The organism is Vibrio owensii CAIM 1854 = LMG 25443 (assembly GCF_000817815.1).
GTDB classification, from domain to species: Bacteria; Pseudomonadota; Gammaproteobacteria; order Enterobacterales; family Vibrionaceae; genus Vibrio; species Vibrio owensii.
In genome coordinates this window covers 23,941-39,722 of sequence record NZ_JPRD01000013.1, presented here as the reverse complement: position 1 = coordinate 39,722, position 15,782 = coordinate 23,941, and the positions used below count along the sequence as shown (strand labels likewise).

Here is a 15,782-nt window from a genome sequence, read left to right as displayed (position 1 = left end):
TTCGATTCATAATGATCAAATCCTCATCCCCAAGAGCTGTTGAATGCCCTCATGAGCAATATGATTTCGCCAATCCGACAAGTGCGACTCATTTTAGGTGAGCCGTGTCGAGCGCTTGAATTTTCAGACATCCAAGAAGACCCATACATCGAACCGCATCGTCACGAGTACTGGGAAATCGTGTGGTGTTTAGATAATAGCGGAACGCAGAGCGTCGACTTCGTCGAATACCAAAACCGCGTTGGTCGCTTGTTTACCATTTCACCAGGGCAGGTTCACCATTCCGAGTTCATGGGTAAAAACATTCGCATGTTGATATTCCGTCCTGGCTTTGCTGAAACCAATCCACGTAGCACACAGTTGGTGAATAGCGTATTTTCTACGATTGAGCGACCGCCGTACCTCGATTGCAGCGACGAGAGTTTTCCCTACCTAGAATCGATTTACACCCTAATCAAAGAAGAGTGTGAAAGAGAGGACTGTGACTGGGACCTTGTCGAATCACTCATCAACAGCTTTCTTCGCTATGCATTGCGCTTTGCTAAAACGCCATCTCAGAAAGGGGAGCAGAAAGACGCTCGCATCGTTCAGTTGACCGAATTAATCGAACTGCATTATCGCGAACAAAAGAAATGCCAGTTTTACTCCGATGCATTAGCCCTTACCAGCAAACGTCTAAACGAGTTAGTGAAAGCCGACAGAGGCAAGACGGTCACGCAACTGATTCATGATCGAATCATATTAGAAGCCAATCGAGAGCTGGTGTTTTCGACGAAAACCGTCAAGACCATAGCGTTTGAATTGGGCTTTGATGACCCTGCGTATTTCAGCCGCTTCTATCGAAAACAAAAAGGAGAAACGCCAGCGGAATTTCGTCACCGATGTTTAGATAGTGCAATATAATGGGCGGATAATCCCTTTTCGCTACGCTTGAATGTACTGATAATACCCGAACATAAATCCACCACATTCGGGTATTTTTCTAATCCATGGCTATCAATCTAAAAACTGATCCCATTTCAAAATCCTTTTATCAGTATCTATGGCCAGCGCTCACTGGAATGGTGATTAAATCGCTGTTCATCATGGGGGATGCGTTATTTATCGGTTTAGGCGTCGGGCCCGATGGGCTTGGTGCTATTGCCTTGGTGATTCCACCTTTTTCTATTTTTACTGCCATCGCCATGATGGTTGGTATTGGTGGCGCCGCCAAAATGTCGATAGAAATAGGCAAAGGCAACACAGAATCCAGCCAGATGTGGTTTAGCCAATCCATGTTGATTACCACTTTGCTATCCACTATCACGGTGACGCTCGCGCTCGTTTGGTTGGATGAATTGATAGCCTTGATGGGCGCTTCAGGCAACTTGGCTCAGCTTGCTCATGATTACCTGATCGTGCTGCTACCCTTCTTTGTTCTTTACTCACTGGCTTGGGTGTTGTCTTGCTTTGTACGTAACGATACCAACCCTAAATTGGCCACCTATGCGATGTCGATTGGTGCCATTACCAACCTCGCTTTTGATTACCTATTTATCATTGAGATGAACATGGGGATGAAAGGCGCAGCTTATGGTACGGCCATTGCTCAAGCAGTCATCGCACTAATTTTGCTGACTCATTTCGTGGGTAAGAAAGGCTCATTAGAATTCAGTCTGAAAGGCATCGGCTTAAGCAAGACTAAAGAAATCTTAAGCATCGGTACTCCAACATTCTTTATCGAAGTCACATCCGCGATGACCATCGTGCTGTTCAACTACGTGTTGCTGAGCCAATTCGGTGAAAGCCACATCATCGCCTATGGCTTAACCACCAATGTCGGTGTATTCGCTCTGTTTGTGATGGTCGGTATCGCGCAAGCTTGTCAGCCAATCATCAGCTTTAACCACGGCGCAGGGCGACCAGAACGCATTGACGAGATTCTAAAACTGGGGATGAAAGCAGCCATGGGCAGCGGCACAGTCTTTCTTTTAGGAATCTGGCTGTCAGCGCCACTGATTGCCTCAGTTTACTTGGGTAACGCAAATGATTTGATCCCAATCGCCGCAAGCGCACTGACGTTCTACTTCTTCGGCGTCCCTTTGATGGGGTTAAACATGGTGATTGCCAACCTGTTCCAAGCTATTGCCAAGCCAAAACAAGCGACGCTTATTTCCTTATGCCGAGGGTTTGTGTTTGTCGCGCTAGGTGTATTGCTATTGCCTAAGTTCTTCCCACAAGACGGCATTTGGGCGAGCATAGTCTTTGCAGAAACGCTCACTGCGGTGATCAGTTTGAGCATGTTATTCAACTACCGAAAACGCGCAGCGGAGCTAACAACTTCCTTGGCGAGAAGTTCCTAGTTCAACCAAGCTCAGCCAAATGATAAACTCGGGTTCTATTTCATTCTGTGATTAAAAGGAAATGCGATGAACCCGATTATTGCGCTGCTAAAAGAGAACAACATCAGCGACGAGCAAATCAACGAGATTTTTCAGACTCTGACGCAAAACCCTCTAGCGGCAATGGCAACAATCAGCCAACTAGGTTTGCCACAAGACAAGCTACAAATGCTGATGGCGCAAGTGATGCAAAACCCTGCGCTAATCAAAGAAGCCGTAGACGAGTTGGGATTGGATTTCTCAAAGGTTGAAGAAGCAAAAGAGAAGCTTCAAAGCCAAAACCAAGGCAACTAAGTCTTAGCCATTAGCGCTGAATATAGAAAAGGCCGTTAACCCGAACATGTGGGTTAACGGCCTTTTTGTTAGCTACTTTTTTGTCGGCTAGTTATTAGCGATTTAAAGACGCGAATTGTTCTGCGGTCATACCGTAGTAAAGTTTATCGTCAAAGCCTTGCTCTAGTTTGTAGTAGTATTTCTGACGGCCTTCTTGAGTAAAACCATTTTTCTCTAACGTCTTGTAAGAGCCAGCATTAGAAGCGTAGCAATCCGCACTGACTTTATGGGCGTTTAGCTCAGTAAAGCCAATCTCGGTCATCATTTGACAAGCGCGAGTCGCAACGCCTTTGCCCCATGCGCAAGTAGGTAATTGATAACCCACTTCGTAGTTGCCAGTTAAGAACATCACCGCGGTCACTGCACACATTCCCATGTACTGGCCTTGTTGGTCACGAATCACGAACGTTGGGCTATCTGGCCAAACACCCTCTTTGATCGCTTGTGCCGTATTTTCAATAATAGGGCCAAAGAAACCCTCATACAGGCTGTTGTCAGCAGGTGCGAAGAACAGATACTGATTGACCTTATCGTCGTTCAACATCTCGATAATATCTTGTAGATCAGAGCCTTGAATCAGTTGGATAGTCAACGATTCGTTAAATGGGATGGCTTCGCCTTGTTTTAGTTTTTGATATGACATGTGTTACCTCGTTATCTGCTGAAAATAGTAGCCCAGCGGATAAGAGAAAAATTGGATTTTTGCGACAACTTTCGGGCTGATTAGCAATGTATTACGACTCAAAATCGCCATAGATATCGATGGTTAAGTCGCGCTTTTTCAAGTATTTGCTTGGCGTTTTTCTTAGCTGCTGTTTGAGGGTACGAATCAAATGCGATTGGTCACTGAAACCAAATTGTTGTGAGAAACTCGCCCAATCAATTGCTTCTTGTTTGTAGAGGGTCAAAATCATCTGCTCCAGACGTGCCATTTGTTGATACTGCTTAACACTCAGCCCCACCACTTGCTTGAAACTGCGCTCAAGCGTTCTTCGAGAACAGGCGCATTGTTTGGCTATCTCATCAATATCCATCGCTAGCTCAGGTGAGCGTAGCGCTTGAGCGTCCATCACGGATACCGCTTTTTGCGATGCCAAAAACGGTTTGCTGCGGCAAGGTTCGATATCTAACGCATCTAAATGTCGCTTGATATAGTCCAGCAAACATTGCGGTGAATCCTGCAACTCTAGCTGCCATAACCCTTGTTGAAAGCACACATCAAACGCCGTGTTGAGCCAATCAAACCATTCGCATTGGTTAATTGCTGCAACTTGGGATGCATCACTAAACCGTGATTCAATGGCATACAGACCCTCTGGACGAAAGGTGATACCAATACGCTTGATGGGAGCCGTATCTTCCAACAGCAGCAAGTGTTCGTTAGCCGTTAATAAGTGGCAGCCTTTGCCAGCAAGCTTAGTGTCTCCCGTGTCGTAGCTGTAGCCTTGCTCTGGTGGCGTAAAGAGTAAATGAGCACGCGGATTTGGAATAAGGTGCGGCTTGGGGTCAATGACTTCACCCTCTGACACTTCCAAGTACCAAACTTGATGAATGAGCCATTCGTACTCTGGCAGAGACTGTTTCCAAGCTATCATGATTGTCCTAGCGGTTAGTAAAGATAATAAGCGCGACGTTTTTGCTTCAACATCTATTCGTTGAGTGTGACTGATTGACACTCATCTCGCCACGCATTTCTCACCCTGCTCCCTTGCAAGCTTGTTGGATTGCGGTAGGCTTTGAGCAGAGAATACAAGCTGAACAGAACAAGGAAATCCCCCGATGCGCGTCGACTACCACCAACGACTGGTTCCTGTGATTCGTTATTTAGAACAACACTTTAATGAACCACTCAACCTGCCAGAAGTGGCCGCGCTGGCGAACCTTTCCCCTTATCACTTTCATCGCACCTTCAAAGCCGTGCAAGGCGAGACATTGGCTGATTTCATTCGACGTTTGCGTCTAGAAGCCGCCGCCGATGACTTATTCAAATCTAAGCAACCGGTATTGAACATTGCCCTAGAGTACGGATTTTCTAGCTCACAGAGCTTAGCCAAAGCCTTCAAACAACATTATGGCGTCACACCTACAGCCTTTCGTGACTGCGAAAACTACCAGCAGTTTTCTGAATTAGCACGAAACAGCAAGATTGGACACACGTTGCGCAAGAATGGAAACGAAGTAACACCAAGCGATTCATATACTGGCTCTGAACTCACCAAATGGAGCACGACAATGGAAACGCAAAACTTTGAAAAAGCAAAACTGGCTTACATTCGTGTAAACGGCCCTTACGGCCAAGGCTATGAAGAGCCATCAGGTCGCCTGTATCAATGGGCAGGAATGAAAGGTTTGGCGGGCAATACCTGCATCTTCATCTACCATGACAATCCTGAAATCACGCCAGACGAGAAGTGCCGTACTGATATCTGCTTGATGGTGCCAGAAGACACGGAAGTTCCGAAAGGCATTGAGCTGCAAGACTTCCCCGGCGGTCAATATGCGGTGATGCGCCAGCACATTACTGACCCGAGCCAATACTCAAAAGCGTGGGATGATGTCATGAGCAAGGTAATTGAATCCGGTATTGAGAACGACGACCGCCCTTGCTTTGAGCTTTACCACAGCTTCGACCCACAAACGCACCATGCAGACGTTAGCTTCTGCACTGCCATCAAATAAACCAAAAGCCTGCATCATTGCAGGCTTTTTCATTTCTTACTCTGGTTGCTTAAGTCCGTTCTTCCAAACGCTGTTTATCTTTTAATCCAATTACTTAGAACACGAACGAATACCTCAGTATTTTCGTGATCCTACTTCGCGTTTTGACCACGCGCATTCATTCGCTCGGCTGAGTTGGGATTCATTTCACAGATTATTCATGAAGCGAACCTAGACTGAAAAAATTCTATCGACCCCGTTCGACCTACAACGCTAGGCACAATAAAAACTAGGTACTACAGCACCTCTAGGACATTCCATGAAGAAGAACTTACTTGCCATTGCTCTTGGTAGCGTGATTGCGCTGACTGCTGCCCCATACTCTATCGCGGCTAACGATGCTACCGTCCAATCTTCCGCCGATTACTCACAGATCGTCACTAAACGTCAGGTTGTCGACCAACTACTGAACGACGCGGTACAAGCATTCAAATCCCCTGCGCGTATCTCACATGCGGGTTTTACCGCCAAAATGCCGAGCAACATGGAGATTGTTACCGACCGCTTACTAGAAGCCTACAAACTTGAGCCGTACCGCACTGACCTGCTGATTTCTGCGGCAAATGCGCAGATCTACAACAAGAATGCAGATCGCGCGATTGAACTGTTCGAACAAGCCCTTTCTGTTGCGCCAGACGATGTGGATTTGCACGCTTACTTAGCGGTATGGCAACGCTTTGAGGGCAACCAAGCGGAATCAGCGAAACACATGGCGACGCTCACTAAGCTCAATGCAGGTAAAGCCGCAGACATCCAACGCATCTTCGACACCGTAGACCGCGTACTTGCAACGCCACTAAAAGAGAAAGCCGACAAAGGCAAATTGGATGACAGAGGCGCAATCGTCACATTGGGATACGCGCTGAACCCAGATGGTTCTATGCACCAGATCTTAGTTGAGCGTTTGGAAACCACGCTAGCAATGGCGAAAGCAAACCCAGACGCGTTGATCGTATTGACGGGAGGCGTACCGAAGAACCACAAAACGGAAGGCAAGTTAATGGCGGATTGGCTGATCGAAAAAGGCATCAGCAAAGATCGCATCATTGAAGAAAACTACGCCACCAGCACGGTAGGTAACGCCCTATTCAGCAGCTACGCCTTGGCGCGTCATAACATCAAGCACGCAACCATCATAAGCTCAGCGAGCCATGTGCGCCGTGGTCAAACCTTGTTTGAAATCGCAAGCTGGCAAACTGGCCCGCAAGACATCACTTTTGACACAGTGAGCTACCCAGACAAACCACTTAAAGACTTAGCCAAAGCCAGCGATGGCGAACTGCTTGGTATCTACCGCGATGCTCTGCGTACTTACGGCATGTGGAGCTACCGCTCTTACCCGCTAGAGTCGCGTTAATACACTAGAGCCAGAAAGCAAAAGAGACCGCGTTAATGCGGTCTCTCATAGAATCATTTGAACATGATGCAATGGTCAATCAATGCGTTTTGTAGGTTTTGTTTATCACTCAGAATCACTAGAGCATAGATAGTATTTTTGTCACCAATTCGGTAAAGCAGCTTGAATCCATCAAAGCTAAATTGCCGGATGTCGTAAACACCGATTGTTGTCAGTTCATAACAAGGGGGATAGATAGACGGGTTATTCAAAACGTTGTGTTCAAACCTCTGCTGAACCGCAATTAATCTATCAATCACATCGTTGCGAGCGCTCCAGTTCGATAAATAGTTAATACTCTGAATAGCCGTATTTTCAAAGGTTTGTGTATAGAGAACTTTTGCTTCCATGCTCGTATCAAACTCAATCTTTGAGTGCTGCTAACGTGCTCTTCATATCTTCTGATGACTTTACACGTTCATTCGCAACATCATTTTGAGCAAAGCTAACAAACTTCATTAAAGCAATGGCTTCATCACGCTTCTGACGTTCTTCATAAGACTCAACGACATAAATAGGCTTACCATTTTGCGTAATCGTCATTGGTTCATCCAGTTCAAGCTTCGCAGCATTCTTTTTTAAATAACTTACCGTTTCAGTGCTCATCACATGACTCCTATCGGCAACCTCGCTGGTGTAACAACAAGCGAACCCAGCCGAGCTATACTGCAGGTTTGACCGAAATATTTGAATCAATAGAAAGTGCTAATCACATTCTATTTTTCGTTTAGATTTTGACCTAATCTTGCCAACTATACCTGTGCATTTCGAACAAACCAAATTAAGTTTAAATTTAGACTTCTACTTCAAATATAGAAAAAGCCTGCGTATTTGCAGGCTTTCTTGTCTTTGTGCAGTGATAAGAACCGCTTAAATTGCTTCGCCGTTTACCGTTACTGCCACATCAATGTTGCCACGAACTGCGTTTGAATATGGGCAAACTTGGTGTGCAATGCGCGTTAGCTCTAGCGCTTGTTCTTGTGGCATGTCTAGCTCTACCGCTAGGCTCACTGTTAGTGCAAAGCCACCGTTATCGTTAGGACCGATGCCCACTTCCGCTGTTACGGGTGCGCTTTTCAGGTTTACTTTACCTTCACGCGCTACGTGAAGAATCGCGTTAGAAAAACACGCTGAATAGCCCGCTGCAAAAAGCGGTTCTGGGTTAGTTGCTGCGCCTGTGCCACCCATTTCCTTCGGGTATGACAGCTCTAGATCGAGAAGACCGTCATCTGTTTTTACTTGACCATTACGACCAGCCAAAGCAGTAGCTTGAATTTTGTATAGAGTAGTCATGCGAGTGTCCTTCTTAATTTAAGTTGCGCACAATTTAATTGCTTGCAATCTTATATCGAAGTAAAGATCGTTTGCAACTATATTGTGCACAATTTATTTTATGACTCTCTTTCTCTATGAGCAGGTAGGCAGCGCCAATGAGCCAGTGTTACACCGACAACACCATGACCAACGACGATAAACTCTTACTCGAAAACCAAGTTTGCTTCCCGCTCTACAGCGCAGCAAATGCAGTGATCCGAGCGTACCGCCCGTTGTTGGATGAGCTTGGTCTGACTTATTCGCAGTACTTAGTGATGATGGTGCTGTGGGAGAAAGACGGTGCCAGCGTGAAAGAATTGGGGTCACAACTGCATTTGGACTCAGGCACACTCACACCTCTGCTTAAACGCTTAGAAGCAAAAGGCTATGTGGAACGCGGCCGAAGTGAAACCGATGAACGCGTTCGCGTACTAAACCTAACAGAACAAGGTCGTGTCCTCAAAGAACAAGCCAAGTCAGTGCCAAACGCCATGATGTGTAAAATCACCTTAGAGCTAGATGAAATGATCATGCTGAAGAAGTTGTGTGGCAAAGTGCTCGACAATCTGAGCTAACAAAATAGAAGCATCAGCGTACCCACTCCCTATTAGAAAGAGCCTGCCGAGATGCAGGCTCTTTCGATCTTAGCTAGACGAGCTACTCCAGGACATCATCAGTATTCTCTATTGCTAATCCGCATTCATTTTCAATAAAACCTATCAAAGCAAACTCACTTACATCGGATTTCCCTATCAAGTGAAATAGGAAATGGCTATCAATAGGATAGTTACAAGCGATTTTCCTTAAACACACTCCGATGAGAATATACTTTCCGAAAGCAACAACAGCTCAGCTTAAAACATTCAAAGGAAAGTAAATTATGATTAATACTCAAATCAAACCATTTGCAGCTACAGCGTACAAAAACGGCGAATTCGTTGAAGTAACAGAACAAGACGTTCTAGGTAAATGGGCAGTATTCTTCTTCTACCCAGCAGACTTTACGTTTGTATGTCCAACAGAACTGGGCGACCTAGCAGACCACTACGAAGAGCTACAAAAACGTGGCGTAGAAGTTTACTCAGTATCAACTGACACACACTTCACTCACAAAGCATGGCACGACAGCTCAGACACAATCGGTAAGATTCAGTACTACATGCTTGGCGACCAAACAGGCAACATCACAAACAACTTCGGTGTGATGCGTGAAGGTCAAGGTCTTGCAGACCGTGCAACGTTTCTAATCGACCCAGAAGGTACTATCCAAGCAATGGAAATCACTGCTGAAGGTATCGGTCGTGACGCAGAAGACCTACTACGTAAAGTGAAAGCAGCTCAATACGTAGCAGCGCACCCAGGCGAAGTTTGCCCAGCTAAATGGAAAGAAGGTGAAGAGACACTAGCTCCATCACTAGACCTAGTTGGCAAAATCTAAGTCACTGAAATTTAAGTTCTAATCAGTTCCCGATTTCCTTTTTCTGATTAGAACTGAATTAGAGAGCACTTCAGGTTAGATACCTTGACGACCTTCTGCCTGATTTGCTCTCTCCCCCTCAGGTTTTATCTACAGTAACCACTTTTTAGTTTTAATTAAGGTAGTAACAACTATGTTAGACCAAGCGATCCAACAACAACTCAAACAATATCTGGCTAATGTAAAAGAAGAAGTTCGTTTAGTGGTTAGTCTAGATGAAAGCAAAGCATCGAATGACATTTTGTCTCTAGCGAACCAAATCGCAGAGATGAGCGACCTAATCACCGTTGAACGTGACGACAACGCAAGCGCACGTAAACCAGTGATGGCGGTAACTAACCCAGCAAAAGGCACAGCACTACGCTTTGCAGGCTTGCCAATGGGTCACGAATTTACCTCTCTAGTATTGGCTCTGCTTCACTCTGGCGGTCACCCAATCAAACTAGAACCAGAAGTGATTGAGCAAATCGCAGCACTAGACAAAGATCTAGACGTAGAAATCTTCATTTCACTGTCGTGCCAAAACTGTCCGGACGTGGTTCAAGCGTTCAACATGATGGCGGCGATCAACCCGAAAGTAAAAGCAACCATGATCGACGGTGGTTTGTTCCAAGATGAAGTAAAACAACGCGACATCATGGCCGTACCAAGCGTATTCGTGAACGGTGAGCTATTCGGTCAAGGTCGTATGTCTCTAACTGAAATCCTAAACAAAGTGGATGACGGCGCGAGCGAGAAAGCGGCGAAAGCACTGAGCGAAAAAGACCCATACGACGTACTTGTTGTCGGCGGTGGTCCTGGCGGTAGCGCAGCTGCTCTATACGCTGCTCGTAAAGGTATTCGTACTGGCGTTGTTGCTAAGCGTTTTGGTGGTCAGGTTATGGACACCATGGCAATCGAGAACTTCATTTCAGTAAAACGTACTGAAGGTCCAAAACTAGCAACAGACCTAGCAGAACACCTAAAAGAATACGACGTAGACGTCGTGACTGAGCAACAAGCTGAGAAGCTAATGGGCGCAGCACACACAGAAGATGGTTTGATTCACATCCAACTTGAAAGCGGCGCAACGCTGAAGAGTAAGAGTGTCATCCTTAGCCCTGGTGCACGCTGGCGTGAAATGAACGTTCCGGGTGAGCAAGAGTACCGCAACAAGGGTGTCGCATACTGCCCACACTGTGACGGTCCACTGTTCAAAGGCAAGAAAACCGCAGTTATCGGTGGTGGTAATTCAGGCATCGAAGCGGCTATCGACCTTGCTGGTATCGTAGAACACGTAACGGTTCTTGAATTCGCAAACGTACTTCGCGCAGACCAAGTGCTTATCGACAAAGCGAACTCACTACCAAACGTAGACATCATCACGATGGCACAAACAACAGAAGTAGTAGGCGACGGTACTCGCGTAACAAGCTTGAAGTACAAAGACCGCAACACAAATGAGATCAAAGAGATTGAACTGTCAGGTATCTTTGTTCAAATCGGTCTAGTACCAAACACAGAATGGCTAAAAGATTCAGAAGTAGCGCTATCTGAGCGCGGCGAAATTGAAGTCGGTAGCCGTGGCGAGACTAGCCTAGAAGGTGTGTTCGCAGCCGGTGACGCAACAACCGTTCCTTACAAACAGATCATCATTGCGATGGGTGAAGGTGCAAAAGCAAGCTTAGGCGCATTTGACTACCTAATCCGTAAGCAAGGTTAATCTCCAATTTCTTGAGCACAAAGCGCACGGTGCTGTGTTTTCTTCCCCGGAAAACCAATCGGGGCACCGTGACAGCGATGAGTAACAAGAAATAAAATCAAAAAACCTAGAAGCCCAAAGACTTTGCCAGCAGCTACTACTGCTGGCTTTTTTTGGTTTGTGGCGAAAGCACTGAGCACACAACAAGAAAGAACAGCCCTCCCCCTTGATAACCACATCCAAATGCTTGGCAAACCAAGTCGAGAAAAGGGGGAGCTGGAAGGGGTTGCAAGCACATAACCCAACATTCAGCCTCAAACCACCAACCCCACCTAACCTCCCCCTTGTATCAAACTCCGAAGCTCTCAACACATCGAGCTCAAAGGGGAGGAACTGGTTCTGTATTCGCGGGTAATTCAATTCACACTGTCAGCATCACAACGCGCTGAAAGTAGATTCTGAAAACTCGCCTAGGCTCCTTCAGAATGACGGTGGGAAAGCTCTGAGCTCACCGCAACAAAGAATTCCCTCCTCCTTGATAACCACATCCAAAAGCTTGGCAAACGATGTCGAGAAAAGGGGGGAGTTGGAGGGGGTTGCAAGCACATAACCCAACATTCAGCCTCAAACCAGCAACCCCACCTAACCTCCCCTTGTATCAAACTCCGAAGATCTCAACACAACGATTTCAAAGGGGAGGGACTGGTTCTGCATTCATGGATAATTCAATTCACAATGCAACATCACAACGCGCTGAAAACAGATTCTGAATACTCGCTTAGGCTCCTTCAGAATGATGGTGGGAAAGCTCTGAGCTCACCGCAACAAAGAATTCCCTCCCCCTGATAACCACATCCAAAAGCTTGGCAAACCATGTCGAGAAAAGGGGGAGTTGGAGGGGGTTGCAAGCACATAACCCAACATTCAACCTCAAACCAGCGACCCCACCTAACCTCCCCTTGTATCAAACTCCGAAGCTCTCAATACAACGAGCTCAAAGGGGAGGAACGGGTTCTGCACTCACGGATTATTCAATTCGCACCGTAGGCATAACAACGCGCTGAAAGTAGATTCTGAATACTCGCTTAGGCTCTTTCAGAATGACGCAGTTCGTTTCACGCTCTCTCCCCGTCATTCCCGCGAACCTAGGTGAGACTGGGAATCTACTCACCACAAACTCGATCGAAAATAATTAGCAAGAACACGAACAAACAAAAGGTGGAAGAAGGTTGCAAGCACCTAACCCAACGTTCAGTCTCAACGCTGCTTAGCAAACACTTGCGTCCAGTAATAGCGGTAGCTTGCTGACTGGTTTTCAACCATGGATGCCCCCATTTGGTCGAAGTTGGCATTCATAATATTGAGGCAGTGGCCTTCACTTGATAGCCAAGAGTTCATCACGGCATTAATTGAGCTTTGCCCAGCTGCCACGTTCTCACCTAGTCGACTCCAAGCATAGCCCGTCGCGTTGACTCGGCTTGAAAGTGTGCTGCCATCCGACCCTGTGTGACTCATAAAATCACTGTTTGCCATATCACTAGAGTGCCCATAAGCGGCGCTTTCGAGATCGTAGCTCCAAGTCAGTGCGCCAACCGGTGGCATTGTTTTAGACCCACATTGCTGAGTTTTAGATCGAGCATCGTTTACGGCGGCCAGCATCTGCTCGGCAAAAGTGATTTCTGTCGGTGGTGTATCTGGGGATTGTGAGCCGCTGTCTGCAGGTGATGACGAGTCTCCATCGCCGCCACATGCGCTGAGAAGTAGCGCCAATGCTGGCACTAAGATCTTTGTTGGCATTGTCTGTCCTTATATTAATAACGAAAGGCAAAATACGCTTTCGATAACCAAGAACAATAACCTAACAGAAATTCATTTGAGCGCCATATGGTGCAGAGTGTTTTGACCGAATACTCACGTGGCGTTTTCAATAGCCGAATCTGGCTACTTTGGGAGGTTCAATTCCATATCAATGCGGTGCATATCCTTGCCCCATCCATCGGGAATGTAGTTCAGTTCTACGGCACCATAGTTGGCAAAAAACGGCGCAGACAAATGACTTGCCGCAATTTTGATTTGCGGGACGTTTAAGCGCTTAGCACGATCAATAGCTCGGATCATAAACTCATGCCCTATCTTCATGCCTTGCGCTTTTGGTGAGATTAAAATCCAGTTCAAGCTATGAAATGCCTGTGTTTTACCACTCAAACCATAAGCACCAACGAGTTCACCATTTAGAAAGCACACTTCATAACCTTGTGGGTCACTATCAAGAAATTCCGCGTAATCTTCTCTTTCATTGGTTGCGAAATATTCAGGGCAGTTTTCCTCGAAGATGCGTAGGCAATCCTCTTTATCACTTGGTAGGAAGGCTCTGAAAGTTAAGTTATTTGCCATGCGACTGCCTCTCTTGATTCTGTATTTGGAGATGCTAACCGATCTGTTTGGCATTGGCCTTAACAAAAGTTAAAACCATCGTTCTGAAGGAGAGAAAGCGCCTCAATACACCAACTAAACGCGCTTTTTGATAGTCAGAACGAGCCTTTTCATTGGCACGCATAACCGAAGCCCTAACGACGTCTACACTCTTAGTCTTTGATTGTTTCAGCCGAGGCAACTATGGATGGAAGAAACCCAACAAGGCGAGACGGTAGACCACACACCTCTTCGGGCGGCGCGTATCAACCTCAGCACCCCGCAGTGCAGCAGAGTACCAGTCAGCCTCGGAGAGAAGATACAATGTCCGCTCGCTTGAACAGACAAAGGCGAGCGCGAGCAGAAGAGCTTCGATTTACCGATGCAGACCAACAAAGGTGGGCAGCAAATCGAACAAGAGTAGACGCTGAAAGACGACGAACAGGTGCAGCCCAAGAGCCTGTGAGAAAAGTCGCTTCTCTTCATCTTGGCACTCGACGTGATCATCGAGATATTGTGGATATTGTCCCTACTTTTCAAAAAGATGGACGTCTTAGCCCAGATAGCGAAGCGGCTCTAAAAGGCATGATAGACAGCAGTAGAGATTACGTCTTGTCGTTAACGGGACACTCATCCTCTAGCCCTATCCCCAACCAGAAAACCTACACTAAACACGACGTAGCAACCAACACCGTTAGTGGTGGTTTTAATACCTCCGGCGCAATAGAACACGCTTGCCAAATCATTACCTCAAAAGGCTCACAGGTGGTCGGTTTGGTGTCTGGTCATTGCCATGGAAAATCCAGAAGCCTTGCCATGATGAAACAAGGCGCCCTAAAAGCAGGTGTTTTATTGGATGACGAATACACGTTTGCCACTCCCAAGAGCATTACAGCAGGGGAAACTCGCGTAGAGGCTCTCAAGTTAGTGGTGAAGCTTAATAAGTTACGAAGGGAGCGGCAGTGATGTAATGTGGTCTTTCAACCTGCCGATGTCATGACGAACAAATAAATACGCATCACCTGAATAAGGCGCGGCATCAACGAGAGGTTGTAACCCAATTCAATATAGGGCGATGAGAATGCGCTTTTTAGTATTTGGCGAACGCTGCCAAATTTAGCGGCTTAAGCGAACACGACTTTTGAGATCGCAATGCAGCACATTTTTGCCCCACCACTCGTAAATAAGAACAGAGATCCCCATATATGTGGATAATTGGGCGTTCATTTCATAAGTCGTTACACAACTCGGGGCTTTAGGGCTTTACATCTGGCGCAATGAGATGAACACTTCCCACCAAAGTAAAATCGCAGCCGACATAGTAGAGTCAGTAAAATTATGAGTAACACGACGGCGAAAAAGTCGAATCCATTATTCGAGATCCTGTTTAACGTCATCATTCCTTCATTCATTTTGATGAAGTTCAGTGGTGAAGAGCACCTAGGTACAGCATTGGCATTGGTTGTCGCTTTGATGTTCCCTTTGGTGTACGGCGGTATGGATCTTATCCGCAACAAAAAGTTTAACTTCATCTCTGCACTGGGCTTTATCAGCGTGCTCTTAACCGGTGGTATTGGCCTGTTAGAGCTAGACACGCGCTGGTTGGCATTGAAAGAAGCATTAATCCCAGGATTGATTGGTCTTGCAGTGTTGGGCTCAACCTTCACTCGCTACCCGTTGATGCAAAAGATGCTGTTGAATGACACGATTTTGAACCTGCCGCTGATTAACGAGCGTCTGGCTCAGAATGGCAAAACACAAGCGTTTGACCGCTGCCTAATGTCTTCAAACTACATGTTCGCAAGTACGTTCGCATTCTCTTCAGCGATGAACTACTTCCTTGCAACGTGGATTGTAACCAGCCCATCAGGTACAGCAGCGTTCAATGAAGAATTGGGAAAACTAACGCTGTACAGCTACCCAATGATTGCGATTCCGAGCATGTTGATGATGTTTGGTATTTTCTACTACATCTGGCGCCAAGTTCGTGCAATGACGTCGCTAGAGACTGAGCAGATTTTTCATACCAAATAATGCTCGTTCCGCCTTGATAGGCAAAATGAGATAAAA

At 46.4% G+C, this 15,782-nt stretch carries 17 protein-coding genes; 10 read left to right on the top strand and 7 right to left on the bottom strand.

What is annotated here, in order from left to right; translation table 11 throughout:
• Positions 1-51: 51 nt before the first annotated feature.
• From H735_RS07465 to H735_RS07455, 3 genes are all read left to right on the top strand, one after another.
• Positions 52-903, top strand: coding sequence for a helix-turn-helix transcriptional regulator (locus H735_RS07465; RefSeq protein ID WP_080641574.1), 852 nt, complete (start codon positions 52-54; stop codon positions 901-903).
• Positions 904-989: 86 nt separating this feature from the next.
• Positions 990-2,342: an MATE family efflux transporter gene (locus tag H735_RS07460; protein WP_027726643.1), complete on the top strand. Its 1,353-nt coding sequence runs from the start codon at positions 990-992 to the stop codon at positions 2,340-2,342.
• A 66-nt stretch (positions 2,343-2,408) separates the two neighbouring features.
• Positions 2,409-2,675, top strand: coding sequence for a DUF2999 family protein (locus H735_RS07455; RefSeq protein WP_004746427.1), 267 nt, complete (start codon positions 2,409-2,411; stop codon positions 2,673-2,675).
• 94 nt (positions 2,676-2,769) lie between these two features.
• On the opposite strand, the gene H735_RS07450 is transcribed toward H735_RS07455, so the two are convergent.
• Entirely contained in the window at positions 2,770-3,357 is a 588-nt protein-coding gene (locus tag H735_RS07450; protein WP_020195562.1) for a GNAT family N-acetyltransferase, read from the bottom strand.
• 91 nt (positions 3,358-3,448) lie between these two features.
• Complete coding sequence (locus tag H735_RS07445; protein WP_020195561.1) at positions 3,449-4,309, bottom strand: helix-turn-helix domain-containing protein; 861 nt, start codon at positions 4,307-4,309, stop codon at positions 3,449-3,451.
• Between the two features lie 184 nt (positions 4,310-4,493).
• Between H735_RS07445 and H735_RS07440 the strand changes: the two genes are divergently transcribed.
• Together H735_RS07440 and H735_RS07435 are read left to right on the top strand one after the other, a co-directional pair.
• Positions 4,494-5,393 (top strand): AraC family transcriptional regulator, encoded by a 900-nt coding sequence (locus tag H735_RS07440; RefSeq protein ID WP_020195560.1) that lies wholly within the window; start codon positions 4,494-4,496, stop codon positions 5,391-5,393.
• A gap of 298 nt (positions 5,394-5,691) precedes the next feature.
• Positions 5,692-6,789: a YdcF family protein gene (locus tag H735_RS07435; RefSeq protein ID WP_020195559.1), complete on the top strand. Its 1,098-nt coding sequence runs from the start codon at positions 5,692-5,694 to the stop codon at positions 6,787-6,789.
• A 53-nt stretch (positions 6,790-6,842) separates the two neighbouring features.
• Here the strand turns inward: H735_RS07435 and H735_RS07430 are convergent, their stop codons facing one another.
• The 3 genes from H735_RS07430 to ohr all read right to left on the bottom strand — a co-directional run bounded on the left by H735_RS07430 (position 6,843) and on the right by ohr (position 8,121).
• Positions 6,843-7,178, bottom strand: a complete 336-nt coding sequence (locus tag H735_RS07430; protein WP_020195558.1) for a type II toxin-antitoxin system RelE/ParE family toxin — start codon at positions 7,176-7,178, stop codon at positions 6,843-6,845.
• Between the two features lie 13 nt (positions 7,179-7,191).
• The gene (locus H735_RS07425; RefSeq protein WP_005383516.1) at positions 7,192-7,434 is read right to left on the bottom strand and encodes a type II toxin-antitoxin system Phd/YefM family antitoxin; all 243 of its coding nucleotides are present in this window, start codon (positions 7,432-7,434) and stop codon (positions 7,192-7,194) included.
• A 264-nt stretch (positions 7,435-7,698) separates the two neighbouring features.
• Complete coding sequence (ohr, locus tag H735_RS07420; RefSeq protein WP_020195557.1) at positions 7,699-8,121, bottom strand: organic hydroperoxide reductase Ohr; 423 nt, start codon at positions 8,119-8,121, stop codon at positions 7,699-7,701.
• 137 nt (positions 8,122-8,258) lie between these two features.
• Here ohr and ohrR point away from each other — a divergent pair, with 137 nt between their 5' ends.
• The 3 genes from ohrR (at position 8,259) to ahpF (ending at position 11,321) form a co-directional block, all read left to right on the top strand.
• Positions 8,259-8,717 (top strand): transcriptional regulator OhrR, encoded by a 459-nt coding sequence (gene ohrR / locus H735_RS07415; RefSeq protein ID WP_020195556.1) that lies wholly within the window; start codon positions 8,259-8,261, stop codon positions 8,715-8,717.
• A 305-nt stretch (positions 8,718-9,022) separates the two neighbouring features.
• Entirely contained in the window at positions 9,023-9,580 is a 558-nt protein-coding gene (gene ahpC, locus H735_RS07410) for an alkyl hydroperoxide reductase subunit C (protein ID WP_005374632.1), read from the top strand.
• Between the two features lie 172 nt (positions 9,581-9,752).
• Positions 9,753-11,321, top strand: coding sequence for an alkyl hydroperoxide reductase subunit F (gene ahpF, locus H735_RS07405; RefSeq protein WP_020195555.1), 1,569 nt, complete (start codon positions 9,753-9,755; stop codon positions 11,319-11,321).
• A gap of 1,236 nt (positions 11,322-12,557) precedes the next feature.
• Here ahpF and H735_RS07395 read toward each other — a convergent pair.
• Positions 12,558-13,097: a CAP domain-containing protein gene (locus H735_RS07395; RefSeq protein ID WP_020195553.1), complete on the bottom strand. Its 540-nt coding sequence runs from the start codon at positions 13,095-13,097 to the stop codon at positions 12,558-12,560.
• 144 nt (positions 13,098-13,241) lie between these two features.
• Positions 13,242-13,694 carry a GNAT family N-acetyltransferase gene (locus tag H735_RS07390; RefSeq protein WP_020195552.1) on the bottom strand — a complete coding sequence of 151 codons (453 nt, stop codon included), beginning with the start codon at positions 13,692-13,694 and terminating at the stop codon, positions 13,242-13,244.
• A 222-nt stretch (positions 13,695-13,916) separates the two neighbouring features.
• Here H735_RS07390 and H735_RS07385 point away from each other — a divergent pair, with 222 nt between their 5' ends.
• Both H735_RS07385 and H735_RS07380 read left to right on the top strand, forming a co-directional pair.
• On the top strand, positions 13,917-14,678 hold the full coding sequence (locus H735_RS07385; RefSeq protein ID WP_027726642.1) for a hypothetical protein: 762 nt from the start codon (positions 13,917-13,919) through the stop codon (positions 14,676-14,678).
• A gap of 372 nt (positions 14,679-15,050) precedes the next feature.
• Positions 15,051-15,746, top strand: a complete 696-nt coding sequence (locus tag H735_RS07380) for a VC0807 family protein (protein WP_020195550.1) — start codon at positions 15,051-15,053, stop codon at positions 15,744-15,746.
• Positions 15,747-15,782 lie beyond the last annotated feature (36 nt).

Bases quoted from the DNA above. Each gene is read 5' to 3' on its own strand.
- H735_RS07465 (WP_080641574.1), top strand. From the start codon at position 52: ATGAGCAATATGATTTCGCCAATCCGACAAGTGCGACTCATTTTAGGT.
- H735_RS07460 (WP_027726643.1), top strand. From the start codon at position 990: ATGGCTATCAATCTAAAAACTGATCCCATTTCAAAATCCTTTTATCAG.
- H735_RS07455 (WP_004746427.1), top strand. From the start codon at position 2,409: ATGAACCCGATTATTGCGCTGCTAAAAGAGAACAACATCAGCGACGAG.
- H735_RS07450 (WP_020195562.1), bottom strand. From the start codon at position 3,357: ATGTCATATCAAAAACTAAAACAAGGCGAAGCCATCCCATTTAACGAA.
- H735_RS07445 (WP_020195561.1), bottom strand. From the start codon at position 4,309: ATGATAGCTTGGAAACAGTCTCTGCCAGAGTACGAATGGCTCATTCAT.
- H735_RS07440 (WP_020195560.1), top strand. From the start codon at position 4,494: ATGCGCGTCGACTACCACCAACGACTGGTTCCTGTGATTCGTTATTTA.
- H735_RS07435 (WP_020195559.1), top strand. From the start codon at position 5,692: ATGAAGAAGAACTTACTTGCCATTGCTCTTGGTAGCGTGATTGCGCTG.
- H735_RS07430 (WP_020195558.1), bottom strand. From the start codon at position 7,178: ATGGAAGCAAAAGTTCTCTATACACAAACCTTTGAAAATACGGCTATT.
- H735_RS07425 (WP_005383516.1), bottom strand. From the start codon at position 7,434: ATGAGCACTGAAACGGTAAGTTATTTAAAAAAGAATGCTGCGAAGCTT.
- ohr (WP_020195557.1), bottom strand. From the start codon at position 8,121: ATGACTACTCTATACAAAATTCAAGCTACTGCTTTGGCTGGTCGTAAT.
- ohrR (WP_020195556.1), top strand. From the start codon at position 8,259: ATGAGCCAGTGTTACACCGACAACACCATGACCAACGACGATAAACTC.
- ahpC (WP_005374632.1), top strand. From the start codon at position 9,023: ATGATTAATACTCAAATCAAACCATTTGCAGCTACAGCGTACAAAAAC.
- ahpF (WP_020195555.1), top strand. From the start codon at position 9,753: ATGTTAGACCAAGCGATCCAACAACAACTCAAACAATATCTGGCTAAT.
- H735_RS07395 (WP_020195553.1), bottom strand. From the start codon at position 13,097: ATGCCAACAAAGATCTTAGTGCCAGCATTGGCGCTACTTCTCAGCGCA.
- H735_RS07390 (WP_020195552.1), bottom strand. From the start codon at position 13,694: ATGGCAAATAACTTAACTTTCAGAGCCTTCCTACCAAGTGATAAAGAG.
- H735_RS07385 (WP_027726642.1), top strand. From the start codon at position 13,917: ATGGATGGAAGAAACCCAACAAGGCGAGACGGTAGACCACACACCTCT.
- H735_RS07380 (WP_020195550.1), top strand. From the start codon at position 15,051: ATGAGTAACACGACGGCGAAAAAGTCGAATCCATTATTCGAGATCCTG.